Consider the following 19,549-nt stretch of genomic DNA (forward strand, 5'->3'; position numbering starts at 1 on the left):
CCCTTTTATTTTACCATTCCCAAAGGGAATTTTCAAATTCTAATAATTTATACTCGAAAGCAAGTGCATCTAAATAGGCTTGCATATCCTGATTTGGATTTTGAGATGAAATCAAATCTGCAATCAGCGCATCATCAGGGTTGGTGAATCTCCTAACAACCGATCTAAATAATCTTGTTTCAAAAGCTTCATCATAAGTGAGACTTTTGGAAAGATTATTGAAATTAATCCAACGTGCTTCAGGATGATTTTTGAAGTAGTTGTAGAAATCTTTATATCGGATATATGCAATTGTTTTTTGACCCGCATCAGAATTTGTAGCAGATGGCATCACCAACTCAATGTATTTAATATCGAATACTGTCTCAGAGTGATGCTTATCAAACACAAAGTCTTCTTTGAAATCCAAGTAATAAAGTTGCTTCACGAAAATACTATCACCCGTAGCGTTTAACCAGAAATTCTCTTGAAACTCCGCTATTGATAGTGGAGTAGTAAATTCAGGATCTGCAAAAACTTCAAGAGCATTTTCATCTACCACAGATTTGTAGATCTGATTTATGATTCCATTTGACTTAGTGTCTCCAGAACCATAAAGAGGAAGATTATACTTTTCTCTAAGGTCAATTCGACGCCAAACACCAATTTGATACATCTTATCATCTTCCCTTATTCTCTTAGCAGAGAAGACCGTGTCCATTTCAAATTGTCTATCGCCAAATCCAGATGGATTTACACTTGTTGCGATTTGTGCTTCACCCCTTAAAGGAGCTAGCCCTGCTACAAGAAATAAGGACAGGATTAATTTTGGAAGAAGCTTTTTCATATTTATATAATTTTTTCTCTAACCAATCTGATTACTTGATTCGGACTGGAACAACTTGTCTCAATTCAGTAGGAATTTTATTACCTCTAAAATTTGTACGAGTTACTTGTCTAATTTCGAAAACGATAACATCTCCTGCTTTTGCACTTTCTAATAACGATCGCATCGCCAAAGAATTGCCTGAAGAAATCTGAGCTGTTTGTCTAGGAACTTCATTTCTCAATAATCTCATTTCCCCACCAGTAACCTCAAAATTAGCATCTTTAGCCATCGTTCTACCGAATGTAGGCTCAGGCTTAGCAAGCAACTTAATACCCGTCAAGGTTCCGATTGGATGAGCAAGACTTAGATCCAACTCACTTCCATTTGAAGTTACAGGAACTAATGAAGGAGCAGGAACTGGCTTGATATCATAATCAACTGCACCAATTTTATTTCCTCCACTGCTTACTCCGATGTTTACTTTACCTGAAGCTCCAGGTATTACAGTCAATTGACCAGGTTTATTACCCTTTATAGATTGACCATTGGAAACTGCAAATTCAGGAGAATAACTATTCCCAAGAGCAGGCACCTCGATTAATAATTCGTTTGCACAATCTGCGTAAAGTTGCTGAACCACCTCAGAAGAAACTTTGATTACTGGCTGTGCGACAAAGTATTCGTATTCAACTGGAAGGACCTTGTCTTCACCACCTACATTAGTAATAATTTCACCTTTCAAAATTCTCTTAGCTAGGCCTCTATCGTCGTATTCACCAGCTGGAGTTACAGAAAATTCTATTTTACCAAATCCTTTTGCATCTACAGGGACAGATCTACCATCAATTGTCATGGTAGGTGCAGCCGAAGTAGAACTTGAAGCAATAAACATATCTGCTTCAAATTTTGTACCAGCGGCCACAACATTTGACAATGCTGCAATTCTTGCCTCTGTAACATCAGCCTTGAAGAAGAAAGATCCAATTGAATTCTGTATAGCCTTCAATGATTCACTCTCTATATTCAAAACTTCATTTTGAAATTGTGAAAGCAAGGCGATCACCGCTCCAACTGGGGATTTAACAAATGTCAAGGCAACAAAATCCTTATTCTTTACTTCCATATCGTTTGCGAAAAGCTCGATGTCTTTTGCATCTTTCGCTATGGGCTGGAATTGCATATCCGGGAAACCTATCTTAGTCAAAATAGCGGAAATTTGATTTGGATAAGCATTCAGCTTTTCCTTCATTTCCTCTCCACGACCATTATTAGCGAAGAGATTTCCAGTTATTTCCGTATTCTTCAAGTTCGCATTGACAAAGTTTCCTTCATCATTCTTAGCATTAGATTGAACAATCAAATCTTGCTTCAAATTTTCAAGGTAATCGTAGACTTCTTTAGTAGCCTCTCTTACCTCTTTCGCAGCTGCCACTTTTGGTACATCCACTTCTTTATTTCCTTGCTGCTCTACCGTATAGGCGATAGACTCAACAGTCGAAACGTTTTTACCAATGAAATTTTTGGAAGTTCTTTCCATCCCATCATTGATCAATATAAATTTCTGGAGAATTTGGTTGCTGACCTGGAGAGCCAATAAGGCCGTCAAAACCAGGTACATCATACCAATCATCCGCTGTCTAGGTGTCTCTTTAGCTCCTGCCATTTTTAAGTTTTAATGGATTTTTAAATGAATTGAAGAGAAATTAACCTTTCATAGCGGAAAGCATTCCACCATAGATTTTATTCAATGAACTCACGTTTTGATTCAATTTTGAAAGCTCGTTTTTGAAAGCTTCTGTTTCTTTACCAGCCTCGCTAAGACCTTCCATAGCAGCGGTCATATTAGAATAGAATTTATTCAATGTCTTCACATGGCTGTTTGCATCCTGAAGTTCCATTTCATATACAGAATTCAAGGCTGATAGATTCTTAGTGACTGTCTGAACTTGCATATGATAAGCTTTTGCGTCCTGAGATGCAGAAGACATTTCAGTAAGGGCCGCAGCAGTCTTGCTGTAAGAAGCATTCATATCTACTAAAGTCTTTGCAGCAGATTTTACATTTGTAGCATATTCGTTGGTTGCTACTGCTGCATCAGCGAGATTACCCATCTTTGCAGCAGAAGTCGCAAGGTTTTGCATTCCTTTTCCTAAGCTTTCGATAAGTTCTGGACCAACTTTAGCATTTGCTAGCATTTCATCTAACTTTTGAGTGGTGTTATCACCAGTTGATGCCTTCGCCGTTCTCTTTACTCCCGGAGCATCTCCTGCAAGTTCTGGATATACTTTTGACCAATCTACTTCTTCAGCTTTTGGCTCAAATGCCGATAGGAAGAAAATAAATGCCTCCGTAGAAAGTCCTATTCCGATCATCCAGTTAGCGCCCTGCCAATCCAAGATTTTAAACATAGCACCAAGGATCACGACAGCAGCACCAATACCATAAACTTTTGGCATAATACTGGAATAAAATTTAGCTGAGAAAGAGTTGCTGTTACTAGCCATTTTTTGAATAAAATTAAGGTTTAAGTGTTTTTTAGTGGGTTTGTTTTTTTATCTTCTTTTTCTTTGCGAGCTTTTAACATCCATGGACCCTGACCTACCAATAAATGTCATTGCAGTTCTGAATCCAATGTGAGCCTGAGCAACATCTTCGTATTCGTATGTTCTTGTACTGGTCTCTAAATAATGAGCAATATCTTTCCAGCTACCGCCTCTCACTACTTTTCTTGGCTCATTAGGATCATCAAATACTGGATCTAAATCCCATGTAACAGTTCTCGAAGTTGTAGCATAGGCATCAAGTACCCATTCTGCTACATTTCCAGACATATTATATAGACCAAAACCATTTGGCGCAAAAACGTCTACTGGAGCAGTATAAGCAAATCCATCATCAATGTAATTTCCTCTACCTGGTTTGAAGTTTGCCATCAGACAACCTCTTTTATTTTTCAAGTAAGGACCTCCCCAAGGATATTTTGCCACATCTTTTCCTCCTTTTGCAGCATATTCCCATTCAGCTTCGGAAGGAAGCCTGAAACTAGGAGCATCAAAATCATATTCGTCTCTTGAATTTTGATAATAAGTTCTCCATTGAGCATACTTATTAGCCTGATCATACGTCACCCCTACTACAGGGTAGTCATCAAAAGCAGGATGATCAAAGTAAAACTCCATCAAAGGATCTCCATAATGGTATGTAAAACTTGTAGACCAAACGGTCGTGTCAGGTCTCAATTCTTCATAGTTCAATTGTGGAGGATCTTTTAGAGTAGTTGGTGTACCTGTATCTAAATCACCATTTTTCACAGATTCCAAAAATTGTCTGTATTTATTATTGGAAACTTCGTACTTGTCCATAAAAAATTCCGAAACCGTAAACTGTTTGTTAAGAGACGATTGAGTAAATGCAATATCTTCATCAGATTGACCCATCCAAAAAGTCCCAGCTTTTACAGGAACCATGTCGTAAGGAAGGTTTTGTTGCCAGCTATCGCGTTTCGGAACTCCAGTTACTTCTCCTCTCCTGTTCATCTTTTCACTAGCCGATCCTTTTTTATTAAATAGACTACAACCAGGTAAAAGTGTCGCTACCACCAACCCTAAAGTGATTGGCATTAAGCGCAAATTCATTTTTTTATACATAAATGACGTTTTTTCGTTCATTAGATTTTCCTCAACTCTTAAAGTGCTTAAGATGCGAAATTTAGCTGAATTTGGCACAATAATGCAAATAACCTGCCAAATTTAAAGTAATGTTTATGCTTCTTATAAAGCGTTAAATTTCACGAATGTCAAAACCTAAATCTAGGCGTCCGCTGAATCACTCGCTGAACATCTTTGGTGACATCCGACAAAGAATAACGTAACAACAATTCGTGGCTGGTTGGAGCTTTGGCTTCCAATCCTCCAAAAACCAAGTCAAATGAATATCCTAATTTTAAAGAATTGTCTCTCAATAGACTATATCCCATTATAAGTGATATAGACTCTTCTCCTCTAAAACCAATACCACCACTTATTCTGTTTTGATGCGTCGCAATAACGCTAACCTCATAGGAAAAATTATTAAACGAGACAGATTTTAACAAAAAACTCGGCTCTATTCTCAATTGACCAACTGGCCTGAATCTATATCCAAAAAGCAAATAGGAATGATTTCTAAGTTGATTAGCATACGCTCCATCTCCAAAATCAAACGCTGGTTCATTGAGGTGCCTACTACTCAAACCAAGGTAATAATCGCCCCGGTCAAATAAGAGCCCCGCTCCAAAATTTAAATTTATTTGGCTTTCTTTTCCGGAATTTGGAAGATTTGGTTCAGGATTGACCACAATCAACTCCCCATAGTCAATTGCGCTGGAAAAAAATCCAGCATATGCGCCAAAACTTAATGTAGCTCTTTTCAATTTTTTGTGATAGGCACCTTGGAGGTTAATCTCCAAATTACCAGTTGGTCCAATCTGATCATTCACTATAGTGAGCCCATAGCCAATATTTTTGCCATCCAAGCTACCCTGAGCTGTGATAAGCTGGGTGATAGGCGCTCCTCCTTGTCCAGAACTGGTTGAATAATTCAACCATTGGGATCTATGCAGAGCGGAGAACCTATATCCACCATCCTTACCCGCAAAAGCCGGATTATAATACATGCCATTGTACATGTACTGTGTAAACTGAGCATCTTGCTGGGCCCTTAAAGATGTAAATCCAAAAAAGAAAATAATCAGGAAGAAACAATTTAAAAAGCACTTCCTCAGGCCTCTTTCAAGCATTTTTATCTGGTTTAAGTCAATTTCAAAACTATTGTAAGGATTTAAACTGAAAAACCATTGATTTTGATTCTAAGAATTACAAATTATTGGCTTTTTTGATATAAAGCTCCAAAGCTCCAGTCATACTTGGCGCATTTGGTAGTGGTGCTTCAATATCGAGAATTAGGTCTAAGTCCCTGACTGCTTGGGCTGTAGTAGGACCAAATGCAGCTATCCTAGTATTCCCTTGTGAAAAATCCGGGAAATTTATCTTTAAAGATTTTATCCCAGACGGGCTGAAGAAAGCAAGAATATCATATTTAACATCAGCTAAGTCAGATAAATCCGCCGCTATGGTATGGTAAATGATTGCTTCGGTAAAGGCTATTCCTGCTTTTTCGAGATAGTTAGGAATATCGTCTTTGCGTATATCCGAACAAGGAAAAAGATATTTTTCGGATTTGTGCTTCTTGAAATAATCAAATAAATCTTCTGCGGTCCTTTGCCCTACAAATAGCTTTCGCTTTCTAATGACAATATACTTCTGTAAATAATGTGCAGTCTGATCAGAAATACAGAAGTATTTCATATCAGCAGGCATCTCGATTTTAAAATCTTTGCAAATAGCAAAAAAATGATCTATCGCATTTCTACTAGTAAATATGATGGCAGTGTGCTTAAGAATATCTATTTTTTGCTTTCTGAATTCCTTAGAAGGCACAGGCTCTATTTTGATAAACTGCCTAAAATCAATCTTGAGATTATATTTTTCAGCCAATTGCTTATAAGGCGAATTCACATCACTTGGAGCAGGTTGAGATACAAGGATACTTTTTACCGGTTTAAACCTGTCTTTTGTAGCTGCGCTCATACTTGTTGTATTGTTTTGAATATCAAAATTATCCTCCGAGAATCATCACCCACTTTGCAATTATTAAAAAGGGTACTAATTCAGCGATGCAAAGGTAAGTAAATAAATGATATTTCTTAAAGCTGAGCCTATTCATCATAATGAAGAACAAAACCAAAACGCCTATAATATAAAACCAAAAAAAAGTAGAGAAAGATATTCCTACAGCACTTTTTGCGAAATCGAAATCATTCATCAAAAAATAGGCTGAGATCAAAATAAGGCCTGTTATGGCTATCATTACTAAGCGTAACAAGTAAAAAAAGTGTGGAAATTCTATTTTATTTAATTCAAATAAATATGCTATAATCCGAATAGCAGTAAATTTAATTATGGTAAGTATTAATAAAATTAATGCCCCTATTAACCATCCAATCAGCAGATTTTGAAAAGTAATATCAACTCTTGATTCTAACCAATCCATTTTAAATAAAACTGCTCCAAGGATCAACCCTAAGGAAGACATTAGATTGACTATCAGTACGAAAACCAAGATATCAAACGAAAAGAATTTTTGGAGACTCCCCGAATCGGAAAAATCTTCCGCATTCAATAAAGAAATCGGCCTCGTCATCATTGAAAATATGAACGGATAGGCCATTTTATAAAGCGTGACAAATAACAAAATCAGTAAAAGTGCAAAAATGAAAAAATCTCTGATTTGTTGTCTTGTCCCTCCATCTCGCTTTTGAAGCTCGGCTTCTGCTACTTGTATTCCCGATTGTACGCTTATAGGTTGGATTAATTTCTTAGCACTAACATCCTCCAAACTAATTCCGGATTTGAACAAGGTTAACGTAGTCTTGGAGGAGTCAGAAATTGCCTTTATACTCTCCAGACTTGCAATGAATGCCGTATCTTCTTTAGTGAAAAACCAAAGCTTTTCACCCAAAAAAGCCACAGACTCTTCAGGAAACTGAAATGAAAAATATGAGTTTGGGAAAGAGTTTAGATCCAACCGAAGTAATAAGCGATCATTTGAATCAAACCAGGTCTCTCGACCCGAGGCTTCCCATTGATCACTATAATTCTCTAATACCTGAGCTTCTCCTTTTGAAAAAAAAGAAAATCCCAGAATTAAGAAAAGAAAAAAGATACGTTGCTTCATGAATTAAAATCTAGCCAAATAACCAAAGTGTATTCGCGAATAAGAAAATTGAAGCGGTTGTAAATTCGACTTACCCACTCCGTAGATAAATCGAAACAATCCTGATCCCGTCTCCAGATTCAATCCAGCACCAAAAGATACTGGTCGGTCAATTGCCGTTGCAAAGTACGGGTTTTCAAGAATCCCTGCATCTGCAAATACCATCAGAAATGAATTTTCTCCGAAAAATAATCGCTGTTCCATGCTTAGGTATCCAAAGGATCTGGCATAAAAAAAGTTTTCGTTAAACCCACGGATTGTTTTTAGGCCACCAAGTCTAAATAGGTCATTTAAAAGTAGGTTGTCATTTTGAATTAATCCTCCACTGCCTTTAAACCACATTCCCCATGTTGGCCTAATAAAAAAATGTTTTTCGTAGCTACCCTGAATCTGATACTGTGGTGTATTGAGATCGATCCCCGAATAGACCTCGTCTGGAATACCAGTGTTTTGGAGAATCTTTTTATTTCCGGCGGCTAGCTCAACGTTGAATAAACTTCCTCTCCTCGGAAAAAATGGATCTTCTAAGGAATTAAAATGTACACTAATTCCATATTGATTCCATCGAAAATCGGCCACATCAGGCAGATCTGTGACCTCCCGATATGCATATGTACTTATTAAATCCCCCGCCTGTCTTTTGGTAAAGAAATTGAGATAACTATTTGAAGAAATCCTATATCCAAAATCCAGACTTAAAAACCTATTTAAGAACGTAGTATCCTGCTTTAGTAGGCTGAACCCAATTTGTACATCGATAGGGGAATTAAAAAGGAAAGATTCTTTTGCTGAAATATCCAAACTCTGACTTTGCAGATTAAGTCGCTGCCAGTGGATTTCTACATCTCTTCCTTTTCCTCCAAGATGATACAACTCCAAATCCAATTGGCCTGTAATCAGCATTTTTCCAGGCTCGTTTTCATTTGGAAGTAATCCTACAATTCCATCTAAAACATTCGTATTTCGATCTCTTAGGTCAAATGTGGGAAGCGCTTTTTTGATTTGGAAAGAAAGTCCAGGTTCGCGAGTAAGGGAGAAATAAGGTGACCTCCTAAGTTGCCGACTTGCTTGATTTAGTTGCTTTTGGGAAAAAGGGGATCCCGGAATGATTCCTGTTAGATTTTGAATGTATTTCCCCTGAGTTTTAGTACTCCCACTCACTTCCACAGAATCCCAAAGAATAAGTGGCCCTGAATCAAAAACCAAATTACTACGGATAGAATCTCCCTCTATTTTGATTTCACCAAAGTTTATTTTTGCAAAAGGGAAACCCTGATTTTCTGCTTCAGAGACAACCTTCTGCATCCAGACCAAAGCTGAATTATAGTTCTTCTCAATTGGATAAAGACTTCTTGAAAATTCGGCAGGAACATTTTCTGTTCCAATTGCTTTCCAAACGTATTTCTTCCCCAAAACCACTTTCACAAAGAGCGAATCGGACCTTCGCTCTTCTTCAAAAAAAGCTTCCAAATATCCTTCATTTCGAATAGCAGTCTGAAGAGAATCCAAAAACTCAGTTTCCTTAGTCTTAGAAAAAAAGATTTTGCTTCCTTTCCACTCAGTTTCTGGGATGGTTTCCCATTTCAAAAAAGTAGTCTCCTGCGCCTCCACGGAAAATCCGAACGCCAAAAAAAACAAGACTATCAAGGTAAACTGAAACTTCAATGGGCCGCGAAGGATTGATTATATTCGCAAAATAACAGAATTCAACTTGGCAGGCATCTACATACACATTCCTTTTTGCAAGCAAGCTTGTCATTATTGTGACTTTCACTTTAGCACCAATCTCGATCGAAAAGATCAAATGGTCAATGCGATCATCAAAGAATTAAAACTTCGGAACACTTACCTTAAGGGAGTCCCGGTAAAAACCATTTACTTTGGCGGGGGAACACCTTCCTTACTCGCTGCAGACCAGATAGAACGGATTTTAAATGCTATTCATACTTTCTATCCAACTGAATTGAGTGAAATTACTTTGGAAGCTAATCCTGATGATTTAAGTCGGGAAAACCTTTTTTCGTGGAAAAGCCTTGGGATTGACCGTCTAAGCTTGGGAATTCAAAGTTTTGATGATTCAATATTGAAGTTTTACAACCGAGCGCATTCTGCTTCTGAATCTAAAAATGCGATTGAAAATGCCCGGAAGGCTGGCTTTGAAAAGTTTAGTCTTGATCTGATTTATGGATTTCCTTACGTAAATCATGATTTGTGGAAAAAAGATCTTTTCACTGCTATCTCCCAAGATCCAGGACATATTTCAAGCTATGCCCTGACTGTTGAGCCCAAAACTGCTTTGGGGACTTGGACCAAACACAAAAAATTTACTCCCGCCTCAGAGGATTTTGTTGCCACTCAATTTGAGATCCTTCAAGAGGCTACCGAAAAGGCCGGATATGTTCAATATGAGATTTCAAATTTTGGAAAAGCAAATCAGTTTGCCCTCCACAATACCAATTATTGGAAAGGTGTGCCTTATCTGGGTGTGGGTCCAAGTGCACATTCATTCGATGGTGAAAACAGGGGAGCCAATCCTGCCAATAATTCCTCCTATCTGAAATCACTGGAACAGGGACATCATACTTTTCAAATAGAGGAATTATCAAAAAATGATCATCTGAATGAATACATTCTTACCGGACTTCGGACAATGTGGGGAATAGATTTTAATCATATTTCAAAGGCTTACCAGCTAGATCTTTTGCAATTGAAAAAATCTATTTTAAGTCAGATGGAAGATCAAGGTTGGCTCGTTTGGAAAGATAAAAACTTATCTTTGAGTAAAAGTGGTAAGCTTTTGGCCGATAGCATTGCAGAAGCACTTTTTACCTAGGTAGAATTAATCTTATGAATAACAATCCATATTTCAGTAGAAAAAAAGAGGCAGCTCCCCTTGAATCAGCGTTTAACGATTTGCTCAAAGCATACCGAATTGAAGGCAAATTCAAAGAAAAGTCCCTTATTCATGATTGGCCGGAACTTGTGGGAAAAACCATAGCAGATCGGACTAGTAGTGTATTCATTAGAGATCAAAAACTATTCGTAAAGCTAACTTCAGGGCCTGTCAAGAAAGAGTTGATGATGCATAAAAGCAGTTTAATGCTTTTGATAGAGGAAAAGTATGGTAAAGGTGTTGTAGAAGATCTAGTTTGTATTTAGGACCTCTATAATTTTTTCCCGCTGATTTCGTTTTAGACTTTTTAACAAACTGGAGTAATTGCCTAGTCCATCAGATATTCTAATTTTAGTATTCTTGCCCATTGACTTTGGCGGATAAATGATCAAACTACCACAATTCAACATCGGAAAACTCAGCATGCTCCTTGCCATTTTGGTTTGGCTGGCATTGCTATTTGTTGATTTAGTGAGGCTTTTTGGAATACTAAATGAGATGGAATCGGGGATTGCCATCGAATTCACCTGGATTCTGGAAATACTCTTTTTCCTAATGGTGTATTTGTTTTATTCCTATTCTATTTCTAAAAACGCCAAAAATGAATTCATTAATTTAATTTGGAGAGCGGCTTCCACGGGAATTTTTGCGGTAGGGGTTTCAGCTTTGATCTTCTTATTCTATGGATTTATCAGTGAAAGTAGGCTTTCACAGGAACCATTTCTGAGAAATCTTTTTTACCACATCAATTTTGCTCTTACCACGGTATTTCTGATTTCTTCTGCCTTGCTTTGGAAGCATCTTATACTTTATCAAAGAAGTAAACGTGTAGTAAAACAATGGCAGGCTTATGAGTTTGCAATGCTGGTTGCGATGTTTTTCATTTTCTTTAATCAAAATACCCTAGACTATAGCTTTTTATTTGGTTTAGTGCTTCTGATTGGTTTGGGGATTGTACTCTCGGGTAATCTTAAATGGATCCCCTACCTCACTTTTAAAGAGAAATGGAAGTCTTTACTTTTTCTGTCTATCATTTTGCTTTCATGTACATTTCTATTTGTGCAGATGCAAGGCTATACAGACCAAGTTATCTACCCGGTTAATTTAACAGATAACCTATTTCTGATTAGTTTATTTGGCTTTATTTTCTCCTATGCCCTTTTCAGTTTTTTGGTAACTCTCTTCAATTTACCAACATCTTCTGTTTTTGAACAAAAACTTACAGAAGCGATTAGCTTCCAGAGACTCAGTCAATCCATCAAGCCAGAAGAGAATGAAGAGCAGGTTTTGGATATTTTAATGGACTCTTGCATGAGTGCAACCTACTCTGATGGAGCATGGATAGAGATGGGTAGAAATGACTATCCTGACGGGTTCTTGAAAGAGCAATTTCTGGATGCGGAAACTCGAACAGAACTGTCAGAACTTATGGAGGGATCAAAAGTTGCCAAAGAATGGATCTCTGAAAATCGACCAGAAAACTTAAGCCCACTTGCCATTAGACTAGATCACCCAAAATTCGAATCAGTATTATTGGTACCATTGATCATCAATAAAGTGCCGATTGGAAGGATGGTTTTATGTAAAGAAGTCAAAGATGGCTTCAACAAAGAGATGATGAATATCGTCAGCACGTTCGTAAGTCAGGCTTGTATTTCGGTCGAGAATCATAGACTCCTCAATCAGGCGATTTTGAACGAGCGGTATCAGGAAGAGTTAAAAATTGCACAGCGTGTTCAAAAAGCGCTACTTCCGGCTACCTTGGATCACAATTCTGATTTTGACCTTTGTGCGTATTCCAATGCCGCCGATGAAGTGGGGGGTGATTATTATGATACTTATAAGTTAAGTGAGGATCGCTTTGTATTAATCATCGGTGATGTATCTGGCAAAGGGACCTCGGCAGCATTTCACATGTCGCAGATGAAAGGAATATTTCAAAGTCTGATTCAATTGAACCTGAGCCCTGCTGATTTTTTCATAAAAGCCAATGCAGCGTTGGGCAAATGCCTGGAAAGAAACCATTTCATCACTTCTTCAATTTTCTTGATAGATACTAGTAATAAAACGATAAGTCATGCTCGAGCAGGTCACGTTCCTTCACTTTATTACCAGTCCCAATCAAACAAATCCGACTATTTAGGAATAGATGGCTTGGGATTAGGAATTTTAAGAAACATACAGTACGAGAAACACGTTGAGCAAAAAACATTTACTTACCATTCCGGAGACGTCTTGGTTTTATTTACAGACGGAATAGTTGAGGCAAAAAATCAAAAATCTCAACAATTCGGGTTCGAACGATTGAGGACCTTGCTTGAGGTATATCACGAACTTAGCCCAATAGAAATCCAATCAAAAATAATAGACTCTCTTCATAGCTTTGTTGGAGGAGATATTAAGATTGATGACGATTACTCGCTAGTGGTAGCTAAGTTCAATTAATAAAGAAAACTAGAAATATTAAAATGCTAACTATAATAAATACCCGTGAAAATGGATGCCACATCTTAGCACTTGAAGGAGAAGTGGATGCTAGTAATTCGGTAATGATTGATGAAGCGATTCAAAAATTAATTGGAGATGGTAGTAAGTCTATTGTTGTTGACGGTCAAAAGTTAGAATACATTTCGTCAGCAGGGCTGGGAGTATTTATGTCCTATTTGGAAGATTTCGAAGAAAAAAATGTGGATTTTAAAATTTTCGGGCTCTCCGAAGGAGTTCTCGAGGTATTCAAAATATTAGGTTTACACCAATTGATGAATATTTATCCAACTAAGGAGGCTGCCTTTAATTCTTAAAATGGAGCATCGGATCACCATATATTGTCAGACTACAGCACTTTCAGAACTTAGGGAGTTTCTTCGAAACACCCTGACAATGCCTATACTTTCCGAAAGTCAGAAGCTACAAATCACTCTTGCGGTGGAAGAGGTATGTGCTAATCTAATCATACATTCGCATCAATGTAACGCAGCAGATCATATTGATCTAGAGATAAAAGAATCTGACAATAAACTTATTTTTGAAATAAAAGATCAAGGAACGGCTTTTAATCTTTTGGATTATGAAGTCCCTAACCTGATTAAAGTGAAAGGAGAAAAGCGAAAAGGTGGTTTAGGCATCATTTTGGTTAAAAAGATTATGGATGAAATTGAATTTGAATCAAGCAAAGGAACCAACACCTGTAGGCTGATCAAATGGATTCACTCCTAATTCTTGTTAAATGCTTAGTATTCGGGGCATTTGACTTTAAATCCTAATAAATTTGTAAAATTGCATTCGCTTAGTAGGAATCAAATCCATGAAACACCGAACGACTTCGGCATATATACTTTCCCTGATATTGTCTTTGGGGCTTTCTTTACAGGGAAGCACTGAGCCACAATCCACTTCACAACAGGAAGCTCTGCTCACTATAGGTGGTAAGAGTATAGACAAAGACGAATTAATCTACTTGATTTCCAAGGGACAAGGACCATCAGAGACTGTTTCAAGTGGAATTGCACGTGAAGAGTTTGATGAAAACCTGGATCTTTTCATCAATTACAAATTAAAAGTAAGGGAAGCTGAAGCCCAAGGTCTCGATCAGACGGAGGAGTTTATGAGAGAATTTGAATCCTTTAAAGAAAATTTAAGAGCTCCATTCCTGATCAAAAATTCCCTAGAAGAAGGGGAACTTCGCAAGGCATATTCCAGAATGCAAGAAGTCATTCGAGCAAGCCATATTCTGATTCAATTCCCTCCAACCCCCTCAAAAGAAGATAGTCTAATAGTTCTGAAAATGGCTTTGAAGGTAAAAAATGAGGTAGAGAATGGAGGAAACTTTAACCAACTGGCATTGGAATATTCAGACGATCCATCTGCAAAGCAAAACAAAGGTGATTTAGGCTATTTTACTGCCTTACAAATGGTCCAACCTTTCGAGGATGCTGCATATAACATGAAGCCGGGAGAAGTCTCAAATCCAGTCCTTACCAATTTTGGTTACCATATCATTGCAGTTCAGGATCGTCAGCCCAATCCCGGTCAAGTTCAGGTTTCTCATATTTTAGTCCGAATTGATCCCAATAACCCAAATGGTGAAGATCTGGCAAAGCGGAAAGTCAACGACATCTATATTGAGATTCAGAAAGAATCTACTACTTGGGAAGATATAGTTAGAGATTATTCTGAAGATCCTTCCTCACGCGAAAAAGGAGGACTACTTCCTTGGTTTTCAGTAGGATCTATGATTCCTGAATTTGAGATGGCAGCATTTATGCTCACAGAACCTGGTGAAGTTTCCCCTCCTATTCGTACCCAATATGGGTATCATATCCTAAGACTGGAAGAAAAAAAGCCCCTTGAATCCTTTGAAAGCCTTGAAGACAATATCAAATCCAGAATCTTGAGAGACTCAAGATCCACCATGATCAAGTCTCAAGTGATGGCCATTCAAAAATCCCGATATAATTTTGAGGAAAATGAAACAAATGTCTCAAACTTAAGAAGTAAGTTAAACGAGCTGTCCAAATCAGAATTCAGGAACTACATAGAAACTAATGGAGAAACCTCCAAAGACCTATTCAAAATTGGAAATAAAAGCCAGACGGCATCAGATCTGTTGGATTTCTTAGATCAGGAAGAGTTAGCTATCAAAACCAATCAGAAATCATTTGACTTTTGGTACGACAGATTTGTGGCAAAAAGTCTCAATGAAGCTGAAGAAAAAGACCTTTTAACCAATAATAAAGACTATCAAATGCTCTTGAAAGAGTATCGAGACGGAATTCTTCTTTTTTCTTTAATGAATAAGGAAGTTTGGCAAAAAGGTATTGAGGATTCAGTCTCACAAAAAGCATATTTTCAAAGAAATATCGAAAAGTACCAATGGCCTAACCGTGTAAATGCCTACATAGTAAAGGTGTTGGATCTTTCAAAGAGTGAAAAGGCTAAAGAACTGTTAGCTAACAAAACGCTTTCACCGGAATTGGTAACTAGTTTTGAATCCTATTTCGGGGAAAATAGTCCTTTGGCATACCAAACAGAGTCTGGTTTAATACCCTATGAGACAGACCCAGTATTGTCAAAAGCAAATTTGGATATTCCTTATCAGGAAATCGAAGCAAACGGTCACCTACATCTGATCTTGCTGGGGGCCAAAATTCCTGCTGGACCCAAAGAATTTGAAGAAACAAGGGGATTAGTCATTCGGGATTTTCAGGAATCGCTTGAAAAAGAACTAGTCGCTGAACTCCGCAAGAAGTATCCTGTACAAATCAATAGTAAGGCGAGAGAAGAAGCCTTCATTTCGCTAAATCAGTAAAATTATAACCAAAGGAAGTTTCCTGAAATCGAACTTCCCGAAGGAAAAACAAACATGAAATTACTCAACCGACTTACGTTTTCATTTCTAGCTACACTATTGGCGACATCTGCTTTTGGTCAAGCTACAACCACTACAGGTCAAGTTCTGGACAAGATTGTAGCAAAGGTGGACAACTACATTCTACTGGAATCAGACGTGCAAAAAACCTACATTGAAGCAGTAGCCCAAGCACAGCAAGGGTTAGAACCTCCTACGCGCTGTGAAGTATTTGAGTCACTAATGATCAATAAATTGATGGTGGCAAAGGCAGAAATTGATTCTGTATTGGTAACAGACGCAGAAGTAATGCTTCAAACTGACTCCCGCTTCAACATGGTAATGCAGCAGTTTGGCGGGGATGAAGCAACTTTAATTCAAGCCTACGGCAAAACTTCAGATCAGCTGAAAAACGAAATTGAAGAAGTGATCCGAGAACAACTCATCGTCCAAAGGATGAGAGGCAAAATCACTGAAGGGCTTACTGTCTCGCCAGCTGAAGTAAGAGCTTTTTATAATAGTATTCCAAATGATTCTTTGCCTTTCTTCTCGGCTGAAGTAACTGTAGGCCAAATCGTAAAAAAACCGGAGGTTAACCCTAGAACAAAAGAGGAGATCTTTGAACAACTGCGACAATTTAAAAATGATATTGGCACTGGCAAAGCAGATTTTGCCACACTTGCCCGTCAATACTCAGAAGATCCAGGATCAGGAGCACAAGGAGGAGACCTTGGATTTTTTAGAAGGGGTGAACTTGCTCCAGAATTTGAGTCTACTGCCCTAGCATTGAAGCCGGGCGAGTTGAGTGATCCTGTTGAGACAGATTTTGGAGTGCATTTGATCCAGCTTTTGGAGGTGAAAAATGGAACGTTTAACACCAGACATATTCTTAGAATCCCAAAGCCTACAGCCGAGGATATCAAAAAATCCGAGCGCTTTTTGGATAGTTTGAAAACAGAGATTCAAGCCGGTAGAATTGAGTTTGCTAATGCAGCAAAGGAATACTCTGACGATAGAGCCACGTCCGATAATGGTGGATTCTTCACAGATCCTGCGAATAATTCAAATCGTCTAACCCTTAGAACACTCGAAGATCCTGTTTTATACTTCACGCTTGATAGTATGGAAGTTGGAGCAATCACCAAGCCTATTCAGTATGAAGATCCCCGAGAAGGCACAAAGCTTAGAATCTTGTATTACAAAGCGAAATATCCGGCACATCGGGCTAATTTAGACGATGACTATGAAAAGCTAAAGGCCGCAACACTTCGTAGAAAAGAAGATGAGCTCCTTAGCAAATGGTTTATCACAGCTAAAGAAGACATCTTTATAGACCTTGATCCAATTTATGATCGTTGTAATGTCTTATCTGGAAAGTAAAAAAAAACCGAAGCAAATGCTTCGGTTTTTTTTTACTCTTAATTGAGAAATTGTTACATGATTTTAAATCATTATTTCTTTCCAAAAAGGGCTTTTAATGCCAAACCAAATTGTTTGAAGCCCTCTAGTAAAAAGCCTTTGGACTCCTTTAATTTTGGTTCAATGTCTTCCTTTCGCTCGTTAAACTCCCGCTCTAGCAAATCCTTCCCTTTTTTTAGCTCTGCTTCGAGTGTTGTCTTATTTTCCTTGAGTTCCTGAATTTTTTTTTCTATCTCCTCCTTCACATCCATGCCTGCATCGGCACCCTTCTTTACCAATTCTTCTATTTTGTCACCAATCTCTTGGAGAACTTTTTCGATATCTTTTGTTTTTGATTGGTGCTCTTCCATGATTCATTTTTTTTGGTCAGACTTCAATTTAGCAATAATCAACAAAGAATTATCGCGATCTAAATTCTTTTAATTTTCGATCGATTCACTAGCTTGGGTCTGTTTCTCGTACAGTTCTGCATAAACTCCTTTTTGAGCCATAAGGGTTTCATGATTTCCACTTTCCACTATTTTCCCATCGTCTAAAACGATAATTTGATCAGCCAATTTTGCAGAAGAAACCCGGTGAGAAATAATAATTGAAGTTCTGTCCTGCATGATTTTCTTCAATGCTGAAAGTATGACATTTTCAGTTTTAGTATCTACAGCCGAAAGACAATCATCCAAAATAAGGATTTTTGGAGCTTTTGCGATAGCTCTTGCAATAGAGACCCGCTGCTTCTGACCTCCAGACAAAGTTATACCTCGCTCTCCAAGCATGGTGTCAAACCCTTTAGGAAAATCAAGAATATTTTGATACACATCAGCATCTTTTGCTGCTTGAAAAATTATTTCCTCATCAGGAGTGTCTATACCAAAGGCAATGTTATTGGCAATCGTATCAGAAAACAGGAATACATCCTGAGGCACATATCCAATTTGTCGGCGAAGATCAGAAATGTCATAAGACTGAACCGGGATTCCATCGATCTTAATATTTCCATTCGTTGGATCATACATTCGCATCAACAAATTAGCCACAGTCGATTTTCCAGAACCTGTAGTTCCTATAATACCCAAAGTCTGTCCTTCGCTGATTTTAAAATTGATGTGATCCAAAGCCTTGATACCTGAATCCGGATAAATAAAAGATAAGTCGGTTACTTCAATAGAACCCTGAATATCTCTTAGGAGGTTTTCCGAACTGACAATATCATTTTTAATATCAAGAAATTCGTTGATCCTCGTTTGAGATGCCGCTGCACGCTGTATAATACTAGTAATCCAGCCAAGTGATGTCACCGGCCAAGTTAACATGTTTACATATAATATAAATTCCGCAATAACCCCATATCCAATCTCTCCATTAATCACCTGCAATCCTCCTACATACACTGTGATAATGGTAGAAATTCCTACCAAGGCCATGATAAGAGGGAAGAAAAGAGCATTTACCCGAGTCAATCGAATGGATTTTAGCTTATAGTCTTTACTTGCTTTTGCAAAATCATTTGCACTATCCTTCTCTCTTACAAAAGCTTTTAAGACGCGTATTCCAGAAAAGGCTTCTTGAACGAAAGTGCTCAATCCGCTCAAACTCCGCTGAATTTTTTCTGATCGCTCATTGATCATATTATTGACAAAATAAATACTGATCGATAGAACAGGAAGTGGAAGAAGTGAATACAAAGTCAACTCTGGGTTGATCATAATCATATAAGAAATAACCAATGGGAAAAGGATCAATAAATTTAATCCATACATGATCGCGGGACCCAGGTACATCCGAACCCGACTGACATCCTCCGTGATTCTGGCCATTAAATCTCCTGTACTATTTTTTCGATAAAAGCTTAATGGTAAATTTTGATAATGTGCATAGATTTCATTCTTCATGTCAAACTCGATTTTTCGAGACATGATTATAATGGTCTGCCTGATGAGAAATAGAAAAAATCCCCTCAGTAGTGCCATCACCAGAATTAGAATACCGAAGACAAAAACAAATTTTAAAAAAATCTCTTGAGCTATTTCTCCTATTCCACCTAGCTGTAAAGGCCTATAAATGGACAAACTTTCAACCACATAATCTATGGCAAGTCGAACCAATTGCGCAGGAATAATTACGAAAATATTTGATATGACCGTAAATACTATTCCCAAGAGCAAAAAACCCTTGTATTTAAGGAAATACTTATTGAGTCTCCAAAGTGGCTTCACCAAATAAAAATTTTAAAATCGAGAAATAAGTTAAGGGAAACTGGATAAATTAATCTTTT

17 protein-coding genes are annotated in these 19,549 nt (G+C 37.7%); 7 read left to right on the forward strand and 10 right to left on the reverse strand.

Going from position 1 to position 19,549, the window contains the following annotated elements; all coding sequences use genetic code 11:
• Positions 1-10: 10 nt before the first annotated feature.
• From gldN to P8O16_RS12355, 8 genes are all read right to left on the reverse strand, one after another.
• Positions 11-826 carry a gliding motility protein GldN gene (gldN, locus tag P8O16_RS12320; RefSeq protein ID WP_300315267.1) on the reverse strand — a complete coding sequence of 272 codons (816 nt, stop codon included), beginning with the start codon at positions 824-826 and terminating at the stop codon, positions 11-13.
• Positions 827-857: 31 nt separating this feature from the next.
• Positions 858-2,471 carry a gliding motility protein GldM gene (gldM, locus tag P8O16_RS12325; protein WP_300315269.1) on the reverse strand — a complete coding sequence of 538 codons (1,614 nt, stop codon included), beginning with the start codon at positions 2,469-2,471 and terminating at the stop codon, positions 858-860.
• A 40-nt stretch (positions 2,472-2,511) separates the two neighbouring features.
• The gene (gldL, locus tag P8O16_RS12330; protein ID WP_300315273.1) at positions 2,512-3,312 is read right to left on the reverse strand and encodes a gliding motility protein GldL; all 801 of its coding nucleotides are present in this window, start codon (positions 3,310-3,312) and stop codon (positions 2,512-2,514) included.
• A gap of 48 nt (positions 3,313-3,360) precedes the next feature.
• Positions 3,361-4,455: a gliding motility lipoprotein GldK gene (gene gldK / locus P8O16_RS12335; protein ID WP_300315466.1), complete on the reverse strand. Its 1,095-nt coding sequence runs from the start codon at positions 4,453-4,455 to the stop codon at positions 3,361-3,363.
• Positions 4,456-4,604: 149 nt separating this feature from the next.
• The gene (locus P8O16_RS12340) at positions 4,605-5,585 is read right to left on the reverse strand and encodes a type IX secretion system membrane protein PorP/SprF (RefSeq protein ID WP_300315276.1); all 981 of its coding nucleotides are present in this window, start codon (positions 5,583-5,585) and stop codon (positions 4,605-4,607) included.
• 76 nt (positions 5,586-5,661) lie between these two features.
• Positions 5,662-6,435 (reverse strand): uroporphyrinogen-III synthase, encoded by a 774-nt coding sequence (locus P8O16_RS12345; protein WP_300315279.1) that lies wholly within the window; start codon positions 6,433-6,435, stop codon positions 5,662-5,664.
• Positions 6,436-6,463: 28 nt separating this feature from the next.
• Positions 6,464-7,582: a DUF4271 domain-containing protein gene (locus P8O16_RS12350; protein ID WP_300315281.1), complete on the reverse strand. Its 1,119-nt coding sequence runs from the start codon at positions 7,580-7,582 to the stop codon at positions 6,464-6,466.
• 3 nt (positions 7,583-7,585) lie between these two features.
• Complete coding sequence (locus P8O16_RS12355; RefSeq protein ID WP_300315284.1) at positions 7,586-9,250, reverse strand: BamA/TamA family outer membrane protein; 1,665 nt, start codon at positions 9,248-9,250, stop codon at positions 7,586-7,588.
• Positions 9,251-9,332: 82 nt separating this feature from the next.
• On the opposite strand from P8O16_RS12355, the gene hemW reads away from it, so the two are divergent.
• The 7 genes from hemW (at position 9,333) to P8O16_RS12390 (ending at position 17,241) form a co-directional block, all read left to right on the forward strand.
• Positions 9,333-10,454 (forward strand): radical SAM family heme chaperone HemW, encoded by a 1,122-nt coding sequence (hemW, locus tag P8O16_RS12360; RefSeq protein ID WP_300315287.1) that lies wholly within the window; start codon positions 9,333-9,335, stop codon positions 10,452-10,454.
• A 14-nt stretch (positions 10,455-10,468) separates the two neighbouring features.
• The gene (locus P8O16_RS12365) at positions 10,469-10,780 is read left to right on the forward strand and encodes a DUF721 domain-containing protein (protein WP_300315290.1); all 312 of its coding nucleotides are present in this window, start codon (positions 10,469-10,471) and stop codon (positions 10,778-10,780) included.
• Between the two features lie 118 nt (positions 10,781-10,898).
• Positions 10,899-12,959 carry a GAF domain-containing SpoIIE family protein phosphatase gene (locus P8O16_RS12370; RefSeq protein ID WP_300315292.1) on the forward strand — a complete coding sequence of 687 codons (2,061 nt, stop codon included), beginning with the start codon at positions 10,899-10,901 and terminating at the stop codon, positions 12,957-12,959.
• Positions 12,960-12,982: 23 nt separating this feature from the next.
• Positions 12,983-13,315 carry an STAS domain-containing protein gene (locus P8O16_RS12375; protein WP_300315294.1) on the forward strand — a complete coding sequence of 111 codons (333 nt, stop codon included), beginning with the start codon at positions 12,983-12,985 and terminating at the stop codon, positions 13,313-13,315.
• 1 nt (position 13,316) lies between these two features.
• Positions 13,317-13,730, forward strand: coding sequence for an ATP-binding protein (locus P8O16_RS12380; RefSeq protein WP_300315297.1), 414 nt, complete (start codon positions 13,317-13,319; stop codon positions 13,728-13,730).
• An 88-nt stretch (positions 13,731-13,818) separates the two neighbouring features.
• Positions 13,819-15,822, forward strand: a complete 2,004-nt coding sequence (locus P8O16_RS12385) for a peptidylprolyl isomerase (protein WP_300315300.1) — start codon at positions 13,819-13,821, stop codon at positions 15,820-15,822.
• Positions 15,823-15,876: 54 nt separating this feature from the next.
• Positions 15,877-17,241, forward strand: a complete 1,365-nt coding sequence (locus P8O16_RS12390) for a peptidylprolyl isomerase (protein ID WP_300315303.1) — start codon at positions 15,877-15,879, stop codon at positions 17,239-17,241.
• Positions 17,242-17,312: 71 nt separating this feature from the next.
• Here the strand turns inward: P8O16_RS12390 and P8O16_RS12395 are convergent, their stop codons facing one another.
• Both P8O16_RS12395 and P8O16_RS12400 read right to left on the reverse strand, forming a co-directional pair.
• Entirely contained in the window at positions 17,313-17,630 is a 318-nt protein-coding gene (locus P8O16_RS12395) for a hypothetical protein (RefSeq protein WP_300315306.1), read from the reverse strand.
• Between the two features lie 69 nt (positions 17,631-17,699).
• Positions 17,700-19,490, reverse strand: coding sequence for an ABC transporter ATP-binding protein (locus P8O16_RS12400; RefSeq protein WP_300315309.1), 1,791 nt, complete (start codon positions 19,488-19,490; stop codon positions 17,700-17,702).
• Positions 19,491-19,549 lie beyond the last annotated feature (59 nt).

The sequence above is a fragment of the Algoriphagus sp. genome, from assembly GCF_029254265.1.
In the GTDB taxonomy this organism is placed as follows: domain Bacteria; phylum Bacteroidota; class Bacteroidia; order Cytophagales; family Cyclobacteriaceae; genus Algoriphagus.

Bases quoted from the DNA above. Each gene is read 5' to 3' on its own strand.
- gldN (WP_300315267.1), bottom strand. From the start codon at position 826: ATGAAAAAGCTTCTTCCAAAATTAATCCTGTCCTTATTTCTTGTAGCA.
- gldM (WP_300315269.1), bottom strand. From the start codon at position 2,471: ATGGCAGGAGCTAAAGAGACACCTAGACAGCGGATGATTGGTATGATG.
- gldL (WP_300315273.1), bottom strand. From the start codon at position 3,312: ATGGCTAGTAACAGCAACTCTTTCTCAGCTAAATTTTATTCCAGTATT.
- gldK (WP_300315466.1), bottom strand. From the start codon at position 4,455: ATGTATAAAAAAATGAATTTGCGCTTAATGCCAATCACTTTAGGGTTG.
- P8O16_RS12340 (WP_300315276.1), bottom strand. From the start codon at position 5,585: ATGCTTGAAAGAGGCCTGAGGAAGTGCTTTTTAAATTGTTTCTTCCTG.
- P8O16_RS12345 (WP_300315279.1), bottom strand. From the start codon at position 6,435: ATGAGCGCAGCTACAAAAGACAGGTTTAAACCGGTAAAAAGTATCCTT.
- P8O16_RS12350 (WP_300315281.1), bottom strand. From the start codon at position 7,582: ATGAAGCAACGTATCTTTTTTCTTTTCTTAATTCTGGGATTTTCTTTT.
- P8O16_RS12365 (WP_300315290.1), top strand. From the start codon at position 10,469: ATGAATAACAATCCATATTTCAGTAGAAAAAAAGAGGCAGCTCCCCTT.
- P8O16_RS12370 (WP_300315292.1), top strand. From the start codon at position 10,899: ATGATCAAACTACCACAATTCAACATCGGAAAACTCAGCATGCTCCTT.
- P8O16_RS12375 (WP_300315294.1), top strand. From the start codon at position 12,983: ATGCTAACTATAATAAATACCCGTGAAAATGGATGCCACATCTTAGCA.
- P8O16_RS12380 (WP_300315297.1), top strand. From the start codon at position 13,317: ATGGAGCATCGGATCACCATATATTGTCAGACTACAGCACTTTCAGAA.
- P8O16_RS12385 (WP_300315300.1), top strand. From the start codon at position 13,819: ATGAAACACCGAACGACTTCGGCATATATACTTTCCCTGATATTGTCT.
- P8O16_RS12390 (WP_300315303.1), top strand. From the start codon at position 15,877: ATGAAATTACTCAACCGACTTACGTTTTCATTTCTAGCTACACTATTG.
- P8O16_RS12395 (WP_300315306.1), bottom strand. From the start codon at position 17,630: ATGGAAGAGCACCAATCAAAAACAAAAGATATCGAAAAAGTTCTCCAA.